The following is a 16,481-nucleotide window of genomic DNA, read 5'->3' on the forward strand; positions in this document are numbered from 1 at the left end:
ATATATTCTGACGAGTATGTATTATACTCTGTCGTTGTCATCAAAAGGATCGCCGCACTCCGGGCAGAACTTAGGAGGATGTGCAGGATCTTCCGGCTCCCAGCCGCATTTATCACATTTATAGATCGGTGCTCCTTCCGGCTTCTTTGCTCCGCATTCGGAACAGAACTTGCCCTGATTTACTGCGCCACAGCTGCAGGTCCAGCCTGCGTCCGAAGGCTTAGGTGCTCCACACTCAGCGCAGAACTTACCACGGTTATCCGTAGCGCCGCAGCTACAGGTCCAGCCAAGTACCGGTGCCTGCATCTTAGGAGCCTGCCCCTGCGCGTGTGCTGCCTGTGCCTGCTGCATACCACTGTTCTGCTGGGCATCCATCTGATACAGCTGTCCGGCATTGATACCGCCTACCATGTTCGCCATGTTCATGCCTGCAAATGCCATCATGGGACCGGTAGAGGTGTTGGATGCTGCCATCTTCATAGCCTCTGCCTGTGCAGCGGTCATGGTAGCTGCTGCCATTCCGGTATTGCGCAGTACAGCGGTTCTCTGCAGATCTGCGATGGTCTTTGCATCCTCATCAGGGATCTTCGCAGAATTGATATTAATGGTAACGATCTCGATACCACGAAGTTTGGTCCACAGATCGGAAAGCTCTTCCTTCAAAGCTTCTGTCAAATCTTCTGTGTGAGCAGGGATCTCACTGGGACGTACGCCCTGTGCAGAAACCTTAGCCAGTGCAGGCTGCAGAGCGGTCAACAATTCTGCCTTCATCTTCGCTACCAGTTCGCTTCTGGTATAGGACTCTGTTACGTTACCGCATACATTTTTATAGAATAACAAAGGATCCACCAGGTGGAAGGAATACTCACCGTTACAACGTAAGGAGGTATCCAGATCCAGTCCGATATTCTGGTCAATTACACGGAACGGAATAGGGCTTGCCGTACCAAAGAGGTTGTTCATGATCTCCTTGATATTGAAGAAGTAGATTCTCTGATCCTTCGCTGCATTACCACCAAAGGTAAAACGTTTTCCGATATTGGAAAAAGTATTCTTAACGCTCTCGCCAAGATTGCCGTAGAACAAGCTGGGTTCTGTAGAAGAATCATATACGAACTCACCGGCATCCGCACAGAACTCTACGATTCCGCCCTGATCCACAATGATCATACACTGTCCTTCGTTAACTGCTACGATGGAGCCGTTGGAGATTATGTTCTCCACACCCTTGGTATTGCTGTTACGTCCATTGGTTACCCGCTGCTGTCCTTTTACTACCAATACATCGTTGGAAAGAGAATCACAGTAAAAATACTCTCTCCACTGGTCAGCCATCATGCTACTGACTGCATCTTTTGCTGCTCTGATTAAACCCATTACCGCACCTCCATTTTATATATGAAAAATTGATTTTTCCACATCTCTTATATTTTAGCAAATTTTACACATTCCCTCAACTGCTTTTCGTAAAATATCGTGATTTTTCCTTTACAATGTGTCTTTTTTCTACTAAACTGTGATATTAGAGATGTTTGATTACACTATACTATAAAAGGATTAAAAGAAATATGGGTAAAAAAGCTACAAAAGCCGCTGATAATATGTACTATCTCGCACGTTGCGAAGCTGCCAAGGAAAATCCGGACTTCAGCAGCCGGGAAAAGGCCGCTGAACTGGTAGGCATCGACCGCACCAGACTGGCAAGGATCGAACTGGATACCATCGCCCCATATCCGGAGGAAGTCAAGGCTATGGCAGAGGCATATAATACACCGGAGCTGTGCAACTCCTACTGTGCCAGAGAATGCCCCATAGGACGCAACAGTGTATCAGAGGTTGACATTGTGGACTTTGACCGGCTGGCGCTGAAAGTACTGGGATCCTTGAAAGATATCGATACACTTCGCGCTTCCCTGATCGCTATCTCCGAAGACGGCGTGATCTCTGAGGATGAGCGTCCGGCATTTCAGGATATTCTGGATTCCCTGGAGAAGATCAGTACCAATGCCAAGGCATTAAAGCTCTGGGCCATTAAAAATATACACATTCAGGAGGAGGATGTCTGATCCTCCTCCTTTTTTAAACTATTTTTATAACACTCTCTTCGTTTTCCTTATTTTGCCGCCGCTTTCTCAGCAAATTCTGTGGTCACCAGTTTTTCATAGGGCACTCTCTCTTTCAGTACATCAGAGTCCTCCAGAATATTCTGTAACAGATCAAAGGCATCTTTGTGGAAGATCAGATCTTTTTTCCAGGTATCCTGCTCCTGGTATCTGGCCACGATGGCTGTCAGCGTATCACTCCCTGTCTCTGCGAACTGGGGTGCAATACATTTGGCGATTTCTTCCGCACTGTGCTCCTGCACATAATCCATACCTTTTTGCAGGGCATCGGTAAATGCCTGGATCGTCTCCGCATTTTTCTCTATATAACTCTTCCTGGCAGAAAAAGAAGTATACGGTACATAGCCGGATTCCTCGCCTAAAGATGCCACCACATAGCCGTCGCCCTTCTGCTCTAACAGCGTAGCATGCGGCTCGAACTCAATGGTAAAGTCTCCCTGTCCGCCGGAAAAAGCTGCTGCTGTGGAACCGAAGTCAATGCTCTGGTCGATGGACAGATCCGTTGTCGGATCCATATTATTTTTCTCCAGGATATATTCAAATACCATCTCCGGCATACCGCCAGCTCTACCACCTAAGACTATAGCACCCTTTAACATATCCCACGAAAAGTCATCGATAGGTTCTCTCGCCACCAGGAAATTTCCTGCCCGCTGGGTCAGCTGGGCAAAGTTCACCACATAGTCTTCCGTTCCTCCGGCATAGGTGTAAATCGTGCTCTCACTGCCCATGAAGCCGATGTCCGCCTCACCGGTCAGCACCGCTGTCATAGTCTTATCCGCGCCAAATCCCGTTACGAGCTCCAGGTCGATCCCGGCATCGGCAAAATATCCTTCCTCGATAGCCACATACATCGGTGCATAAAAAAGAGAGTGGGCTACTTCATTGAGCACCACTCTTGTCTTCTTTGGTCCGTTCGTCTGTTCTGCATTGCCGCAGCCCGTAAATGCACCTGCCGCAAGCAGTACAGCCAATATCGCTGCCATTACTTTCTTTGTTTTCATAATTGTTTATCCTCCCTGAGATTACATATCTATTCTATGTAATCCCGGGGAAAATGTTCCGGGTATTTACAGATTCGCCTTGATCTTGTCGATCATCTCCTGATATTCTGCATCCGTCAAAAAGGTCTTGCCGGGATTCATCTCGAAAGTGCCGCCCCACTCGAAACCGTCCTTGTACTTCGGGCACAGGTGCATGTGCAGATGGCAGCCGGTGTCGCCGTATGCTCCGTAATTTAACTTATCTGGATGGAATGCTGCATGGATGGCTTTCGCTGCATGCGCCACATCCTCAAAAAATAATCTTCTCTCTTCCTCGCTGATGTCCACGATCTCACTGACATGGTCCTTGTATGCTACGATACATCTGCCGGGATGGCTCTGTTCCTTGAACAGGATCAGGCTGCTCACCTTCAGGTCACAGACGAAAATACCGAACTTATCTAACAGTTCCCCTCTCATACAATATCCACAATTTGTGTCTTTCATTTGTTCTCCTATCTGCCCGCTTGCGGGGCGTGCCTTCTCCGGCTGTATTCTTATTCCGGTAACACCGGGTGGTATCAGCTACAGTGTGATGTTGATCAGCTTATGAATATTCTCCGGGGCGTAATTCAACACCAGCTCCGTAGGGAAATCCAGTTCCCTCATCAGCTGTTCGGTCTCGACAAATTTTCCTATGGCAAAACACATATGGCTGTCCGTTCCCATTATAACAGGCTGTTCATATTTCATGCAAGTCTTTAACAATTCTATGATATTTTCCCTGCCGCCTTGTCTTGACGACCGGGGATTTAGAGAAGAATTGTTCACTTCCAATGCAACATGCGCCTGCTTTGCTTCCCGCACCAGTTCCTCGTAATCTAAAGGGAATCTGCCATCATCGGGATGTCCCAGTATTTTCACATAAGGGTTCTGAAATGCTCTCACGGAAGCTAACGTATTCTCCTTACGACTTCCCGCAGTAAAAGCAAAAGGATGAATGCTGGCAAGCGCATAATCCATCTTCTGCAGATAACGTTCCTCCAGATCCAGCTTACCGTCCGCGTCACAGATATTGGCTTCCACACCACACAAAAGATGGAGCCTTCCACCTGTCACCGGTACCACTCTGCCGCTAAGCTCTTCTCTGTCATACTCTCTAGGAATCACTTTATAATTGCTAAAAAAGAACTCATGCGGTCCTCCGGGAGATGTGGGACCATGTTCACTCATTCCCAGGTATCTGATCCCGACTGCCAGTGCAGCGTCAATATTTTCTAATAAAGTACTATACGCATGCCCTGCTGCCAGAGAATGCGTATGAAGATCCATAAATGCTTTCATAAAATTTTTCCTGTTTCTGATTTTGCTACTTGTTTTTATTTCTCTTTATTTTTCTTGTGGGTTTCCTTTTCGGGCTCCCTGGCTTTCGCATCGTTTGCCAGTTCAGCTACCAGCTGTTCCACGATCATTTTCTTCATGTAGACATCAAAACTTAAGAGACAGATCAAGGCAAATTTCTGTAAGAATTCTCGTTCTTCTCCGGAGGTCTCCGTAAAGGAATTCTCTGCTCTGCGGAATTTGTCCACTACGTCTTTTTTTAAGTCCTCCAGCTGTTCCTTCTCCAAAGATACGACTTCTTTATATAAGCTTTCCAGGTCAAATGCCTGTCCATTTTGAAAATAATGATCGGTGATCGGCTGCAACAGAGTCTGAATCTCATTCATGGGAATCACGCCCTTATAGTAATAGATGAAAATGAGCATCAGAACATGTTCCTTGGAATATTTCTTCTTCACCGGAGGAGGAAGCAGATCGTTTTTTGCATAATTGTTGATCATGGTCTTGGTCAGGACGCGGTCCTCGGTCTGTGGGCGTACTGCCGAACGCAGCTTGCGATCCATAAAAGTCAGCACCTGATCCATATACAGATCAATATTCGGAATGTCTTCTGACTTGATATATTCCACTTTCTCCAGACTCTGTAAAATCGTCTGAAGTAATTCTTCTGTTGTTGCCATACTAATCTCCATTCCGCAGACGATTCCTTTCGTCGAAGGAATCGCGAATCAAATTTCTAATTTGGATTCTGCGATAAGGGCTACTTTGTGACGCCTGCGGCACAAATAGCCGTGCTTCGCACTCTGCTGTCTGTTTCGCAGCTACTTGTTTTCTCTATGTGGCTATTATATAGTATCCAAAACTACATGTCAACACTTCCATCTTTTCAACACTTTTTGAAATTATGAAGATTTTATAACTATTTTGTTTCACACCTTTACTTTAAAACTTTAGTATGCTAAAATACAGATAGTTGCGTTGTACGGATTACAACTATGGAAAGGTGTGTCGATCATGAATAAAAAAATCAAAACGGATGCTGTGGATTCTCTGTTTGATGCAGTATTGTGTCTTCAGTCCCGGGAGGAATGTTACAGCTTCTTCGAAGATCTGTGTACAGTCAATGAATTATTGTCTCTGTCCCAGCGTTTTGAAGTAGCTGCCATGCTGAAGGACGGCAAGACTTATCTGGAAATCGCCGAGAAAACCGGAGCCTCCACCGCTACCATCAGCAGAGTGAATCGTTCTCTGAATTACGGCAATGACGGTTATGAACTGGTATTCGGACGTATGGAGAAAAAAGACGTTGGCAAATAATCCCCAACGTCTTTTTCTTGTATCTTATTTTGTTGTTTCTTCTGCCACCGTATTTTGCGTCTGTTCCGGCACTGCTGTATTTTCCTGATTTTCTCTCTTTTCTTCCTCTTCCACTTCTTTCAGTGCTTCTGCAATTGCAGCCTTTGCACTCTTACGTCCCACACGCGTCGCTTTGGCTGCTTTCGCTTTTCCCTTTTTATCCGGTACCGCCTGGTTCATATCGATCTTACCCTGAAATATGGCATGCTCATCAATCACAATGACCTTGGTGGCAATATCTCCCAGTACCTTCGCAGAAGCCGTCAGTTCTGCCTTCTCCGGAGCCGTAATATTTCCGGTCACTTCTCCGCCGATCAGTACGGAGGCCGCCTGTACTTCTCCGGTGACCACACTACCGGCGCCAAGAATCAGACTGCCCGTTACCGTTACATTGCCGCCGATCTTACCATCAATTCTTGCAGAGCCATCCAGCGTAAAATCACCACTCAACTCCGCACCGGCACCGATCAGTGTATTTATTTTTGTATCTGTACTCTTTTTACCTAACATGTATTTTCCAAACCTTTCTGCAATCAGCCGCTGATCGCCAACATATCTATAGGATTGATATAACTTCCGTCCTTCTGCATCTGGTAACCCAGATCCGCATTATCTTCTCCTATCACAAACAGAGTCGTCCCCTGCACCACGGAATCTCCGGCAGCTACTGTGGCATCTCCCTTATTCCGATAGATTGTGATATATCCGTTACCATGATCCACCCACACACTGTGTCCATAGGTCTCATCATCATTCACTGCCATTACCGTACCGCTTGCTGCTGCAACCACCGTAGTGCCTACCGATGCATGGAAAATGCACATAGGCTCACCCTCCGTTACTTCTTCCATAGATGCCGAACCGGTCAGCGGGAATTCCGTAGGAAGACTCTGCTTCTCAAGGGTCGCCGATAACTCGTTCTCACTCTGCACCTTCTGGCTTACGGTATCACTCAGTATCTGGATTTCTTCCGCCTGTTCCGTTACCTGAGCCTCCAGCTTACTGTTCTGCTCCACCAGTGTCTTGTTTTCCTCTTCCAGGGCTACCACCTGTTCATGGCTTCGTCTGCCGGCATTTTCCCATAATTGACCTTCATAGATAAAATAGCCGATCACTCCGCCAATGAGTATACACAGCATAATTACAATTACTTCCACGAGCCATGCCCGTATCCGAAACTGCTTTACATTTGCATCTGCTGCATCGGATGTAAGGATCAGCACATGGTTCAGTTTCCGCTTATGTTTACGTTCTTTCATAGAGTCACCTCCGATAAACATTATTCCATTTTATCATATGAAATCCCTTACAGCAATCATTTCTTAACATTTTTGTAATAAATTCCCAATATTTTCTTTCATTTATCTCTATTTACAATGAAATTCCCTGTATTTTTTGTGCAAATTCAATAATACTATATTTACTTTTTATATGGGCTGTGCTATTCTTATGCTGTTGTCGGGAAGATCGACAGCACATCTGTTAGAAAAGTGATTTTTGGAGGTATGTATTATGAACAAAGGTACCGTAAAGTGGTTTAACAATCAGAAGGGTTATGGCTTCATCTCTGATGAATCCGGCAAGGATGTATTTGTACATTACAGCGGACTGAACATGGATGGTTACAAGACTCTGGAGGAAGGAGCAGCCGTTTCTTTCGATATCGTAGATGGTGAAAAAGGTCCCCAGGCTGTTAACGTAACCAAGCTTTAATTTTATAAAACTACAGCGTACAAAATGCCGCAGACATTATTTGCCTGCGGCATTTTTATATTCATTAAACTTCCTCGCTGCATATCTTCAGTACGTCTTTCCACTTCATACTGCCTCCGAACAGGTCCAGTGCACTTCCGATGGTCACATTCATCCGGTTTCGTCCCAATTCCTTCAGAAGGAGCAGATCTTCCATGGAATGGACACCACCCGCATATGTGACGGGATTCCCGGTGTAACATCCGAGGTTCTTTACCAGATCCTGTTCGATCCCCCGGGCCTTCCCTTCCACATCTACCGCATGGATCAGAAATTCCCCGCAATATGCTGACAGCTTTTCCAGCAGCGCCTCATTCACGATCTCTTCCGTCAACTTCTGCCAGCGATCCGTCACCACGAGATACTTTTCTCCCACACGTTTACAACTGACATCCAGCACCAGCCGTTCTCTACCCACCGCGTATACCAGTCGTTCCAGTCTGTCATAATCGATCCTGCCCTCTCTGAATACATAGGAAGTCACGATCACATGAGAAGCACCGGCATTCAGATAATCTCCTGCATTTTCCGGAGTAATACCGCCTCCCACCTGCAATCCTCCCGGATACGCCTGTAAAGCTGCCAATGCTTGTTTTCTGGTCTCCTCATAGTAGGGACTGTCATAGGAATTTAACAGAATAATATGACCACCTTTTAACTTATTTTTTTGATAAAGTGCTGCGTAAAAGGCTGCATCCTGCTCCGACACAAAATTTTCCTGTGCCTGATCGCCGCTGTCTTTCAGACTTCCGCCGACGATCTGTTTTACTTTTCCATTATGAATATCAATACAGGGCCGAAATTCCATTTATTTCCTCATTTCTGCAGACACCTCTGCATCTGTCTGTTTTGGAATCCATACGTATATTTTTCCCAAATCCTCACATACTACCCTTAAACCGGTCATTTCTGTCCGGATAGAACATTCCCGCAATGGGACATTTTGAAATGGAGGACATTATGAAAAATAGCGCAAAATCCAAGTTAAGTAAAAAGTTACTGGTGTTTGGAATCCTCACTGTTTACCTGTGCATGGCAACAGCCTGCGGTACGAACAAAGGAAACGGCAACGGAAATGGCAGCAGCATGGCTGCCACTCCGGAGAGTACGGTTACGCCGCCCGCGGAGAAAGGCACCTCTGCCACAGACAACATGGGGGATACCAACGGCAAAGGTAATACGGTATCCGAGAATGATTCCATGCTGGATAACGCCGGCAATGCGGTAGATGAAGCCGGTGATACGGTAGGCAATATCGTGGATGATGCTGCAAACGGTATATCCGATATCACGAACGATCTGGTAGGCAATGATAACGCTACCACCGGAACCGATCAGCGATAACTCAGACTTCTTCCATGATCGTACCTTCCCGGTAAGCTTCCAGGAGTTCTTCCAGATAGAAGATATTCTCCTGGATTTCCTTGCCGGTATCGGTATCCGCCACCATTTTTCTCCGGGAAAAATTCTCCACTACAATGGAATCCGAGAAAATATCTGACTCCTTTAAAATAGCCGCTTCTGTAGATTCAAAAGGTTCATGGGCCACCAGACGCATTCCCCGGGAATTGCATACCAGGGTATATCCGGCGATTCCCGTCTTTTTCTGATAGGCCTTGGAAAATCCCCCATCAATGATCAACAGCTTTCCTCCGCATTTGATGGGTGACTCTCCGTGAATCTGCTCTACGGGAACATGGCCGTTCACGATGTGTGCATCCGCCTTGTCCAGGCCGAACTCTTCCAGAATACTGCCTATGACTTCCTCATTCTCCAACAGCTTATAATAACTGTTTTTTTCTTCTATGTGTGTTTCCTTATCCTCCAGAAAATAACGTTCGAAAGTAGCCATTTTGGCCTTGCCGAATACCGGGGAGCCGGGGCCTGCCCAAATATACCAGATCATATCCTGTCCTAACGCACGTTCCTTAGCATCCTTGGCGTAATAACCTCTTCTGGCATGGTATTCCAAAATATCATACAGCGCTTTCCCGGAATATTCTTTTCCGCAGATTTCCACCTGTTTGAAGCTTCCGTCCGGATTCAGAGGCACACAACCGTGATATAACAGATTTCCATTGTAGATCTTATACATTCCGCCTTTGGAATAGAGGAATTTTACATGTCTCTGTAATTTTTCACAGCGCATGAACACCTGCTGCAGGCGCAGCATGACCTTGCTCTCTTCCTCGGTGAGTTCATAGGGGTGTTCCGGATCCAACGTAGGAAAATCCACATCCTTCATAGGATAGGTTTTTCCATCCACGCAGACCGTCTTTTTCTGAAAATCTATTTTATCCAGCAGCATCCGACTCTCCATGTGGAATTCCGGGTGCCGCATGATCAGCTGTCCCTCCAGTTTGAACTGTAGAATGGCAATGGCTTTATGCATTTTCGTATCCAGTCCCAGATCTTTGGTGTTATAATCTGTATTGAATTTTATGGCAAATGCATCACAGTCAGTATTTTCATAGGTTTCCAGTGCAAAGGTGGCCAGTGGAAGCAGGTTAATGCCGTAGCCATCCTCCAGGGTTGCCAGGTTGCCATATCTGGCAGACATCCGTATCACATTGGCGATACAGGCCAGGCTTCCGGCCGCTGCACCCATCCACACCATGTCATGGTTCCCCCACTGTACATCTACAGAATGGTATTGGCATAGTGTATCCATAATAATATGAGGCCCTGGGCCTCTGTCGTAAATATCTCCCACGATATGCAGATGATCAATGACCAGCCGCTGGATCAGATGGCTTAACGCGATGATAAATTGCGGTGCCCTGCCGATCCGGATGATAGTATGGATGATCTCATTATAGTATGCTTCTTTATCCTGAATTTCTTCCTTTTCCGTAATCAGTTCTTCGATGACATAGGCGAAATCCTTCGGCAATGCTTTTCTGACCTTGGACCTTGTATATTTTGAAGAGACACGCTTAATGACCTGTACCAGCCGGTGCAGGGATATTTTGTACCAGTCTTCCAGATTGTCCTCTTCTCTCTCAACGATCTCCAGCTTGCTCTCCGGATAATAAATGAGAGTGGCCAGACTTTTTTTATCCTTACTGCTGATGGTGTTGCCGAATTCCTCGTCGATCTTACGGCGCACGGAACCGGATCCATTCTTTAAGACGTGATTGAACTGCTCGTATTCGCCGTGGATGTCAGTGAGGAAGTGTTCGGTGCCTTTGGGGAGGTTCAGGATGGACTGGAGGTTGATGATCTCCGTGGAGGCTGCCGCTTGTGTTTTATATTGGTGTGAGAGGGTCTTTAGAACCTTCTGTTCCATTTCGTTCATAAAGTTCGCCTTTCTCTGTCCCCTACGCAGCTTCGCCTGAGTATAAGAAACGCGGCACGCTCGTACTTTAGTACGATGCGCTCATGTCGCAGAGCGTAGCGGTACATAAGCGAGGATAGTACCCTCGCAATGCGTCCCTTGGGACGCTATGGTACCGACGTCTGCTTACGGCCTGCTTATTCTTACACTCAGTCAAGCTGCTGGTTTATTGAAAATTCCATAAAAATATATTACATCGCTGCATCGATCACGTTGGACATGTTGTACATGCCGGCGGGTTTGCCTGCCAGGAATTTGGCAGCCTGTACGGCCCCTTTGCCGAATACAGCTTTGGAGTAGGCGGTATGGGAGAAGGTTACGACTTCGTCTGCTCCGGCGAAGATGACATCATGGTCGCCGACGATGGTGCCGCCTCTGACGGCACTGATGCCGATCTCTTTCTTGGGTCTGCGTTCTCTGCGTGTACTGCGGTCGTAGACGTATTCGTATTCGTTATCGAATTCTTCGTTAATGGAGTCCGCCAGTGCCAGTGCGGTGCCGCTGGGAGCGTCTAGTTTCAGGTTATGATGTTTTTCTACGATCTCAATATCAAATCCCGCAGGTGCCAACACTCCGGCTGCTTCTTTTAACAGTTTTAACATCAGGTTGATACCCAGGGACATATTGGCGGATTTTAAGATAGCCACCTTTTTCGCTGCTTCGTCTACTTTCGCCAGCTGTGCCTCGGACAGGCCGGTGGTGCACAGCACGCAGGGGATTTTCTTCTCTACGCAGTAATTTAACAGCTTGTCTACTGCTACTGCCGCAGAGAAATCAATGATGCAATCTGCAGCCACATCGCATTTTGCAATATCCGTGAATACAGGGTAAGGATTGTGTCCATCGTCTCTGGCATCGATTCCCGCCACCAGTTCCATATCGGGATCTGCCGCGATCAGTCCGCTGATCACCTGTCCCATTTTTCCGTTACATCCATGCATGATTACTTTTACCATTTTGTTCTCTCCTATCTTAATATTCTTATATACTTAAAAACATCCCGCCTATGATAAAAATTTCACAGGCGGGATTCTTCCACTCTTGCTTTTTAATTTCCAGCCTACAGGATACCATAATCCTTCAGGGCTTTTTCAAGCCTCTTGGCATTTGCCTCATCCATTTCGCACAGAGGCATACGGAACGCTCCGGCTCCCATTCCCATCATATTCAGTGCTGTCTTCACCGGAATCGGGTTCACTTCGCAGAACAGTGCATTGCACAGATCCATAGCATCCAGCTGCATCTGACGGCTGCCTGCCACATCTCCGTCGAAGAACTTCTGGCAGATCTCGTGCGTCTGTGTAGGTGCTACATTGGAAAGCACGGAGATAACTCCGACACCGCCCAGAGACAGGATAGGTACGATCTGGTCATCATTGCCGGAATAGATATCCACGACGCCCTGACCGATAGCTGCCAGATGTGCGATCTGGCTGATATTGCCGCTGGCTTCCTTGACACCTACGATGTTCTCTACATCCTTACACAACTTCACCACAGTCTCCGGCAGGATATTGCAGCCGGTGCGGCTGGGCACGTTGTACAGAATAGCAGGAACCTTCACGGAATCCGCAACGGTCTTGAAGTGACGATACAATCCCTTCTGGGTTGCTTTATTGTAATAGGGGCTTACCAGCAGGATGCCGTCCACACCGTATTTTTCCGCTTCCTGGGACAGATATACTGCGGTATCGGTACAATTAGAACCGGTACCGGCCACTACGGGGATTCTCTTCGCTACTTTGTCTACACAGTATTTGATGGTATCCAAATGTTCCTCATGGGTCAACGTTGAGGATTCTCCTGTAGTACCACATACGATAATGGCATCTGTGCCGTTTGCGATCTGGAATTCGATCAGTTCACCGAATTTCTCATAGTTGACAGATCCGTCTTCGTTCATGGGTGTGACGATTGCCACGCCTGCTCCTTTAAAAATAGCCATATGTTTCCTCCATTTGCAAAACGCCAGCGCACAATGGCGCCGGCGCTGATTATCCAAGCTTATTTGATAGCGCCCCATCTGCTTACGAGATGACAGTCATACGCTTCTTAAACGTATGCCCAAGATAACAATATACAGGATACCTTATCTTTCGGCGTGTTCCCCTTTCTTCTTCCCTCAACGGTACCTGTTACCTCCGAAAAAATACTCTTGAAAAACGCAACCTCTATCTTCTTAAATATAATTTTATGATAGCATTAACCCATGTGACTGTCAATCCCAGACCTTGAATTTTACGGTCTCGATCCTGGATACTTCATCTGCCAGAACGCAGATTTCATCGTTCAAAGTGATTCCTGTCAGGATCACATCCGTATCTCCTCTGCATTCCAACAGTGTCTTCAGAGTATCCACTGTAATGATATCCTTTTCCACCAGTCCCAGCACTTCATCTAAGATCAGCAGATCGCATTCTCCGGTGGTCAGCACCTTTTTAGCAAAGCCGATTCCGTTACGGATGTTCTGTATTTCCTCCTGCTTCTTCTCCTCAGGCAATTCTGCAAAATTGCTGTCCGATTTTTCGAAACGGAACAATTTGATCTCCGGTTCCATCCTGCGCAGGAAATCCGAATCCTCCAGTCCCTTTCCCTTCAGAAACTGAATGATAACGACTCTCTTCCCCTCTACTGCTGCCTGTACTGCTCTTCCGATCGCTGCCGGTGATTTGCCTCTGCCATCGCCGGTATAAATATAGATGCATCCTTCTGCCATTACACACCTCATGGTCTATCTGCGTTTGCGGCAGATAGCTGTCCGCAGTTGTTAGTTACTTATGCATTTCTTTATACCATATATTGTAAATTTTTGCAATCTTTTGTCGTCAGACTATGGATTCCCGGGCTTCCTCCAACAGCTCCAGTTTGCTGACGGACACTTCGAATGCGACACGTTTCTCCACATTTTCTTCATCCAGTTTCTTCATATATTCACGGCTTTGGATCCGTCCCCAGATAGCACAGCGCTCGCCCACTTTGAAATGTTCTGCATAGCGTGCATTGCGTCCCCAGCAGATGCAGGGAATGTAATCAGACTTGCCGTAAGGGCGGTTCACGGCAAGCAGCAGGTCTGCGATCTCCCTTCCTAACGGTGTCTTGCGGTATACCGGCTCCTTACATATATATCCATCGAGATAGATCTGGTTCGTCTTGGAACTTTCTTCCATCTCCTCAATAAATTTCACCTCTCTGGCAAACACAGACAATACCAGTCTGTTCTTACGCTCCTCATGACGGTTATAGGACCGAAACTGCCCATTAACGCACAAAAGCATTCCAATATAGCTCGCTGTCACATCTAAAAGTCTCTCCGAGACCATCACCGGTATGATGTCAAAGCTGTCACTCAGTCTCGTACACCTTAAGTCCACCATGTAGAATCCTTCCCCGTAGATCTCATGGCTGTAGGAAAAATCGCTTACCACTTCCCCCATCACCGTTACCTGATTGTTTTCAATAACCTTATCTGTCATTTTTGTTCTCCCTTCTACATCTTCTGACTCTTCTACAACAATCCTTATGTATTGCACTACTATTTATACTCTATTTTTTATCGTTTGAGTACTAAAACCCATCGCATAAAAATGCAAATACCGCCCAAAAGTTGTTAGAAACCACCAAAAACGTTGATTTTACACGGTTTTTTCTTGCGTCCGGAAATGATAAGTGCTATACTGAAACAGTTTGAAAAAAGGATAAATCAGCTGCACGCATTTTTAGAAAGGCAAGGATTTTTATGAGACAAAAAAGAGAAGATGTCAGAAACGTTGCAATCATTGCTCACGTAGACCACGGTAAAACTACCTTGGTGGATGAGCTGTTAAAACAAAGCGGTGTATTCCGTGAAAATCAGGAAGTTGCTGAGCGTGTCATGGACTCCAACGATATCGAGCGCGAGCGTGGTATCACCATTCTGTCCAAGAACACTGCTGTTATGTATAAGGGTACCAAGATCAACATCATCGACACCCCGGGTCACGCAGACTTCGGCGGCGAAGTAGAACGTGTCCTGAAGATGGTAAACGGTGTTATCCTGGTAGTAGATGCTTTCGAAGGTGCTATGCCCCAGACCAAATTCGTACTCCGTAAGGCTCTGGAATTAAAGCTTCCCGTTATCGTATGTATCAACAAGATCGATCGACCCGAAGCAAGACCCGATGAAGTCGTAGACGAAGTACTGGAGCTGTTTTTAGAGCTGGATGCGGACGATTCCCAGTTAGACTGTCCTTTTGTGTACGCTTCCGCCAAGGCAGGTATTGCTTCCCTGGATGCCGACGAGATGGGTACTGATATGGAGCCTCTGTTCGAGACCATCATCAACTACATTCCCGCTCCCGAAGGTGACCCCGAGGCAGCTACCCAGGTACTGATCAGTACCATCGATTATAATGAATATGTCGGACGTATCGGTGTCGGTAAGGTAGACAACGGTACCATCCGTGTGAATCAGGATGTGGTCATCTGTAACCACCACAACCCCGACAAGATCATCAAGACCAAGGTCAGCAAGCTGTATGAGTTCGACGGTCTGAATAAAGTAGAAGTCAAGGAAGCAGGCATCGGTTCCATCGTTGCCGTCTCCGGTATCAGCGAGCTTCACATCGGTGACACCATCTGCTCTCCGGAAAATGTGGTACCCATTCCTTTCCAGAAGATCAGTGAGCCCACCATCGCCATGCAGTTCATGGTAAATGATTCTCCTCTGGCAGGCCAGGAGGGTAAATTCGTTACCAGCCGTCACCTGCGTGACAGACTGTTCCGCGAGTTAAATACCGATGTATCCTTACGTGTGGAAGAGACCGATTCTCCCGACCGTTTCAAAGTATCCGGCCGTGGTGAGCTGCATCTGTCCGTGTTGATTGAGAATATGCGTCGTGAAGGTTTCGAATTCGCCGTAAGTAAGGCAGAGGTTCTGTATCATACCGATGAAAACGGTAAAAAGTTAGAGCCTATGGAGCTGGCTTATATCGATGTCCCCAACGAGTTTGCCGGTGCTGTCATCGAGAAGCTGGGACAGCGGAAAGGTGAGCTTCGCAACATGGGTTCCATCTCCGGCGGCACTTACACCCGTTTGGAGTTCTCCATCCCCGCAAGAGGACTGATCGGTTACCGTGGCGAGTTCATGACCGACACCAAGGGTAACGGTATCCTGAACACCGTATTCGATGACTACGGTCCCTACAAGGGAGATATCCAGTATCGTAAGATGGGTTCCCTGATCGCTTTCGAATCCGGTGAATCTATCACCTACGGTCTGTACAATGCACAGGAACGCGGTACTCTCTTCATCGGACCCGGCGAGAAAGTATACTCCGGTATGGTCATCGGTCAGACCGGTCGCAGTGAGGACATCGAGATCAATGTCTGCAAGAAAAAGCAGCTGACCAACACCCGTTCCTCCAGCGCCGACGAAGCTCTGCGTCTGACACCGCCCAGGATCCTGTCTCTGGAGCAGGCTCTGGACTTCATCGATACCGACGAACTGTTGGAGGTAACTCCCACAAACCTTCGTATCCGTAAGAAGATCCTGGATCCGACCCTGAGAAAACGTGCCATGATCAATAAAAAAGCTTAACTTCATAAGACTGG

The 16,481-nt window shown here is 46.9% G+C and carries 18 protein-coding genes and 1 riboswitch; of the genes, 5 read left to right on the forward strand and 13 right to left on the reverse strand.

Annotated elements, in window-relative coordinates; genetic code table 11:
* Positions 1–21 precede the first annotated feature (21 nt).
* Positions 22–1,377 (reverse strand): SPFH domain-containing protein, encoded by a 1,356-nt coding sequence (locus H9Q77_RS09130; RefSeq protein ID WP_249325287.1) that lies wholly within the window; start codon positions 1,375–1,377, stop codon positions 22–24.
* Between the two features lie 191 nt (positions 1,378–1,568).
* Here H9Q77_RS09130 and H9Q77_RS09135 point away from each other — a divergent pair, with 191 nt between their 5' ends.
* Positions 1,569–2,066, forward strand: coding sequence for a helix-turn-helix domain-containing protein (locus H9Q77_RS09135; protein ID WP_249325289.1), 498 nt, complete (start codon positions 1,569–1,571; stop codon positions 2,064–2,066).
* A gap of 47 nt (positions 2,067–2,113) precedes the next feature.
* Here the strand turns inward: H9Q77_RS09135 and H9Q77_RS09140 are convergent, their stop codons facing one another.
* The 4 genes from H9Q77_RS09140 to H9Q77_RS09155 all read right to left on the reverse strand — a co-directional run bounded on the left by H9Q77_RS09140 (position 2,114) and on the right by H9Q77_RS09155 (position 5,127).
* The gene (locus H9Q77_RS09140; RefSeq protein ID WP_118547422.1) at positions 2,114–3,127 is read right to left on the reverse strand and encodes an ABC transporter substrate-binding protein; all 1,014 of its coding nucleotides are present in this window, start codon (positions 3,125–3,127) and stop codon (positions 2,114–2,116) included.
* A gap of 66 nt (positions 3,128–3,193) precedes the next feature.
* A complete protein-coding gene (locus tag H9Q77_RS09145; RefSeq protein WP_118547421.1) occupies positions 3,194–3,613 on the reverse strand; it encodes an HIT family protein in 420 nt (139 codons plus the stop codon).
* A gap of 78 nt (positions 3,614–3,691) precedes the next feature.
* Positions 3,692–4,450, reverse strand: coding sequence for a phosphatase (locus H9Q77_RS09150; protein ID WP_118547420.1), 759 nt, complete (start codon positions 4,448–4,450; stop codon positions 3,692–3,694).
* A 35-nt stretch (positions 4,451–4,485) separates the two neighbouring features.
* On the reverse strand, positions 4,486–5,127 hold the full coding sequence (locus H9Q77_RS09155; protein WP_118547419.1) for a DUF1836 domain-containing protein: 642 nt from the start codon (positions 5,125–5,127) through the stop codon (positions 4,486–4,488).
* A 334-nt stretch (positions 5,128–5,461) separates the two neighbouring features.
* On the opposite strand from H9Q77_RS09155, the gene H9Q77_RS09160 reads away from it, so the two are divergent.
* Positions 5,462–5,764, forward strand: coding sequence for a YerC/YecD family TrpR-related protein (locus H9Q77_RS09160; protein WP_022154909.1), 303 nt, complete (start codon positions 5,462–5,464; stop codon positions 5,762–5,764).
* Between the two features lie 24 nt (positions 5,765–5,788).
* Here H9Q77_RS09160 and H9Q77_RS09165 read toward each other — a convergent pair whose 3' ends face one another.
* Positions 5,789–6,313 carry a bactofilin family protein gene (locus H9Q77_RS09165; RefSeq protein WP_118547418.1) on the reverse strand — a complete coding sequence of 175 codons (525 nt, stop codon included), beginning with the start codon at positions 6,311–6,313 and terminating at the stop codon, positions 5,789–5,791.
* Positions 6,314–6,336: 23 nt separating this feature from the next.
* Positions 6,337–7,062, reverse strand: coding sequence for a M23 family metallopeptidase (locus H9Q77_RS09170; RefSeq protein WP_249325290.1), 726 nt, complete (start codon positions 7,060–7,062; stop codon positions 6,337–6,339).
* Between the two features lie 253 nt (positions 7,063–7,315).
* Between H9Q77_RS09170 and H9Q77_RS09175 the strand changes: the two genes are divergently transcribed.
* Positions 7,316–7,516, forward strand: coding sequence for a cold-shock protein (locus tag H9Q77_RS09175; RefSeq protein WP_022154906.1), 201 nt, complete (start codon positions 7,316–7,318; stop codon positions 7,514–7,516).
* Between the two features lie 64 nt (positions 7,517–7,580).
* Here the strand turns inward: H9Q77_RS09175 and hisA are convergent, their stop codons facing one another.
* Complete coding sequence (gene hisA / locus H9Q77_RS09180) at positions 7,581–8,363, reverse strand: phosphoribosylformimino-5-aminoimidazole carboxamide ribotide isomerase (protein ID WP_118550230.1); 783 nt, start codon at positions 8,361–8,363, stop codon at positions 7,581–7,583.
* 152 nt (positions 8,364–8,515) lie between these two features.
* Between hisA and H9Q77_RS09185 the strand changes: the two genes are divergently transcribed.
* Positions 8,516–8,899, forward strand: a complete 384-nt coding sequence (locus tag H9Q77_RS09185) for a hypothetical protein (RefSeq protein ID WP_118550229.1) — start codon at positions 8,516–8,518, stop codon at positions 8,897–8,899.
* A 1-nt stretch (position 8,900) separates the two neighbouring features.
* On the opposite strand, the gene H9Q77_RS09190 is transcribed toward H9Q77_RS09185, so the two are convergent.
* The 5 genes from H9Q77_RS09190 to H9Q77_RS09210 all read right to left on the reverse strand — a co-directional run bounded on the left by H9Q77_RS09190 (position 8,901) and on the right by H9Q77_RS09210 (position 14,365).
* Positions 8,901–10,853 (reverse strand): fructose-1,6-bisphosphatase, encoded by a 1,953-nt coding sequence (locus H9Q77_RS09190; RefSeq protein WP_249325292.1) that lies wholly within the window; start codon positions 10,851–10,853, stop codon positions 8,901–8,903.
* Positions 10,854–11,083: 230 nt separating this feature from the next.
* Positions 11,084–11,848 carry a 4-hydroxy-tetrahydrodipicolinate reductase gene (gene dapB, locus H9Q77_RS09195; RefSeq protein ID WP_022153268.1) on the reverse strand — a complete coding sequence of 255 codons (765 nt, stop codon included), beginning with the start codon at positions 11,846–11,848 and terminating at the stop codon, positions 11,084–11,086.
* 104 nt (positions 11,849–11,952) lie between these two features.
* Positions 11,953–12,837, reverse strand: a complete 885-nt coding sequence (dapA, locus tag H9Q77_RS09200; protein ID WP_249325293.1) for a 4-hydroxy-tetrahydrodipicolinate synthase — start codon at positions 12,835–12,837, stop codon at positions 11,953–11,955.
* Between the two features lie 59 nt (positions 12,838–12,896).
* Positions 12,897–13,074: riboswitch (Lysine riboswitch) on the reverse strand.
* Positions 13,075–13,110: 36 nt separating this feature from the next.
* Complete coding sequence (locus tag H9Q77_RS09205; RefSeq protein ID WP_118550225.1) at positions 13,111–13,608, reverse strand: cob(I)yrinic acid a,c-diamide adenosyltransferase; 498 nt, start codon at positions 13,606–13,608, stop codon at positions 13,111–13,113.
* A gap of 109 nt (positions 13,609–13,717) precedes the next feature.
* Positions 13,718–14,365 (reverse strand): single-stranded DNA-binding protein, encoded by a 648-nt coding sequence (locus tag H9Q77_RS09210; protein ID WP_022153846.1) that lies wholly within the window; start codon positions 14,363–14,365, stop codon positions 13,718–13,720.
* A gap of 263 nt (positions 14,366–14,628) precedes the next feature.
* On the opposite strand from H9Q77_RS09210, the gene typA reads away from it, so the two are divergent.
* Positions 14,629–16,467 (forward strand): translational GTPase TypA, encoded by a 1,839-nt coding sequence (gene typA / locus H9Q77_RS09215; RefSeq protein WP_118547413.1) that lies wholly within the window; start codon positions 14,629–14,631, stop codon positions 16,465–16,467.
* Positions 16,468–16,481 lie beyond the last annotated feature (14 nt).

This window comes from Simiaoa sunii (genome assembly GCF_014337175.1).
In the GTDB taxonomy this organism is placed as follows: domain Bacteria; phylum Bacillota; class Clostridia; order Lachnospirales; family Lachnospiraceae; genus Acetatifactor; species Acetatifactor intestinalis.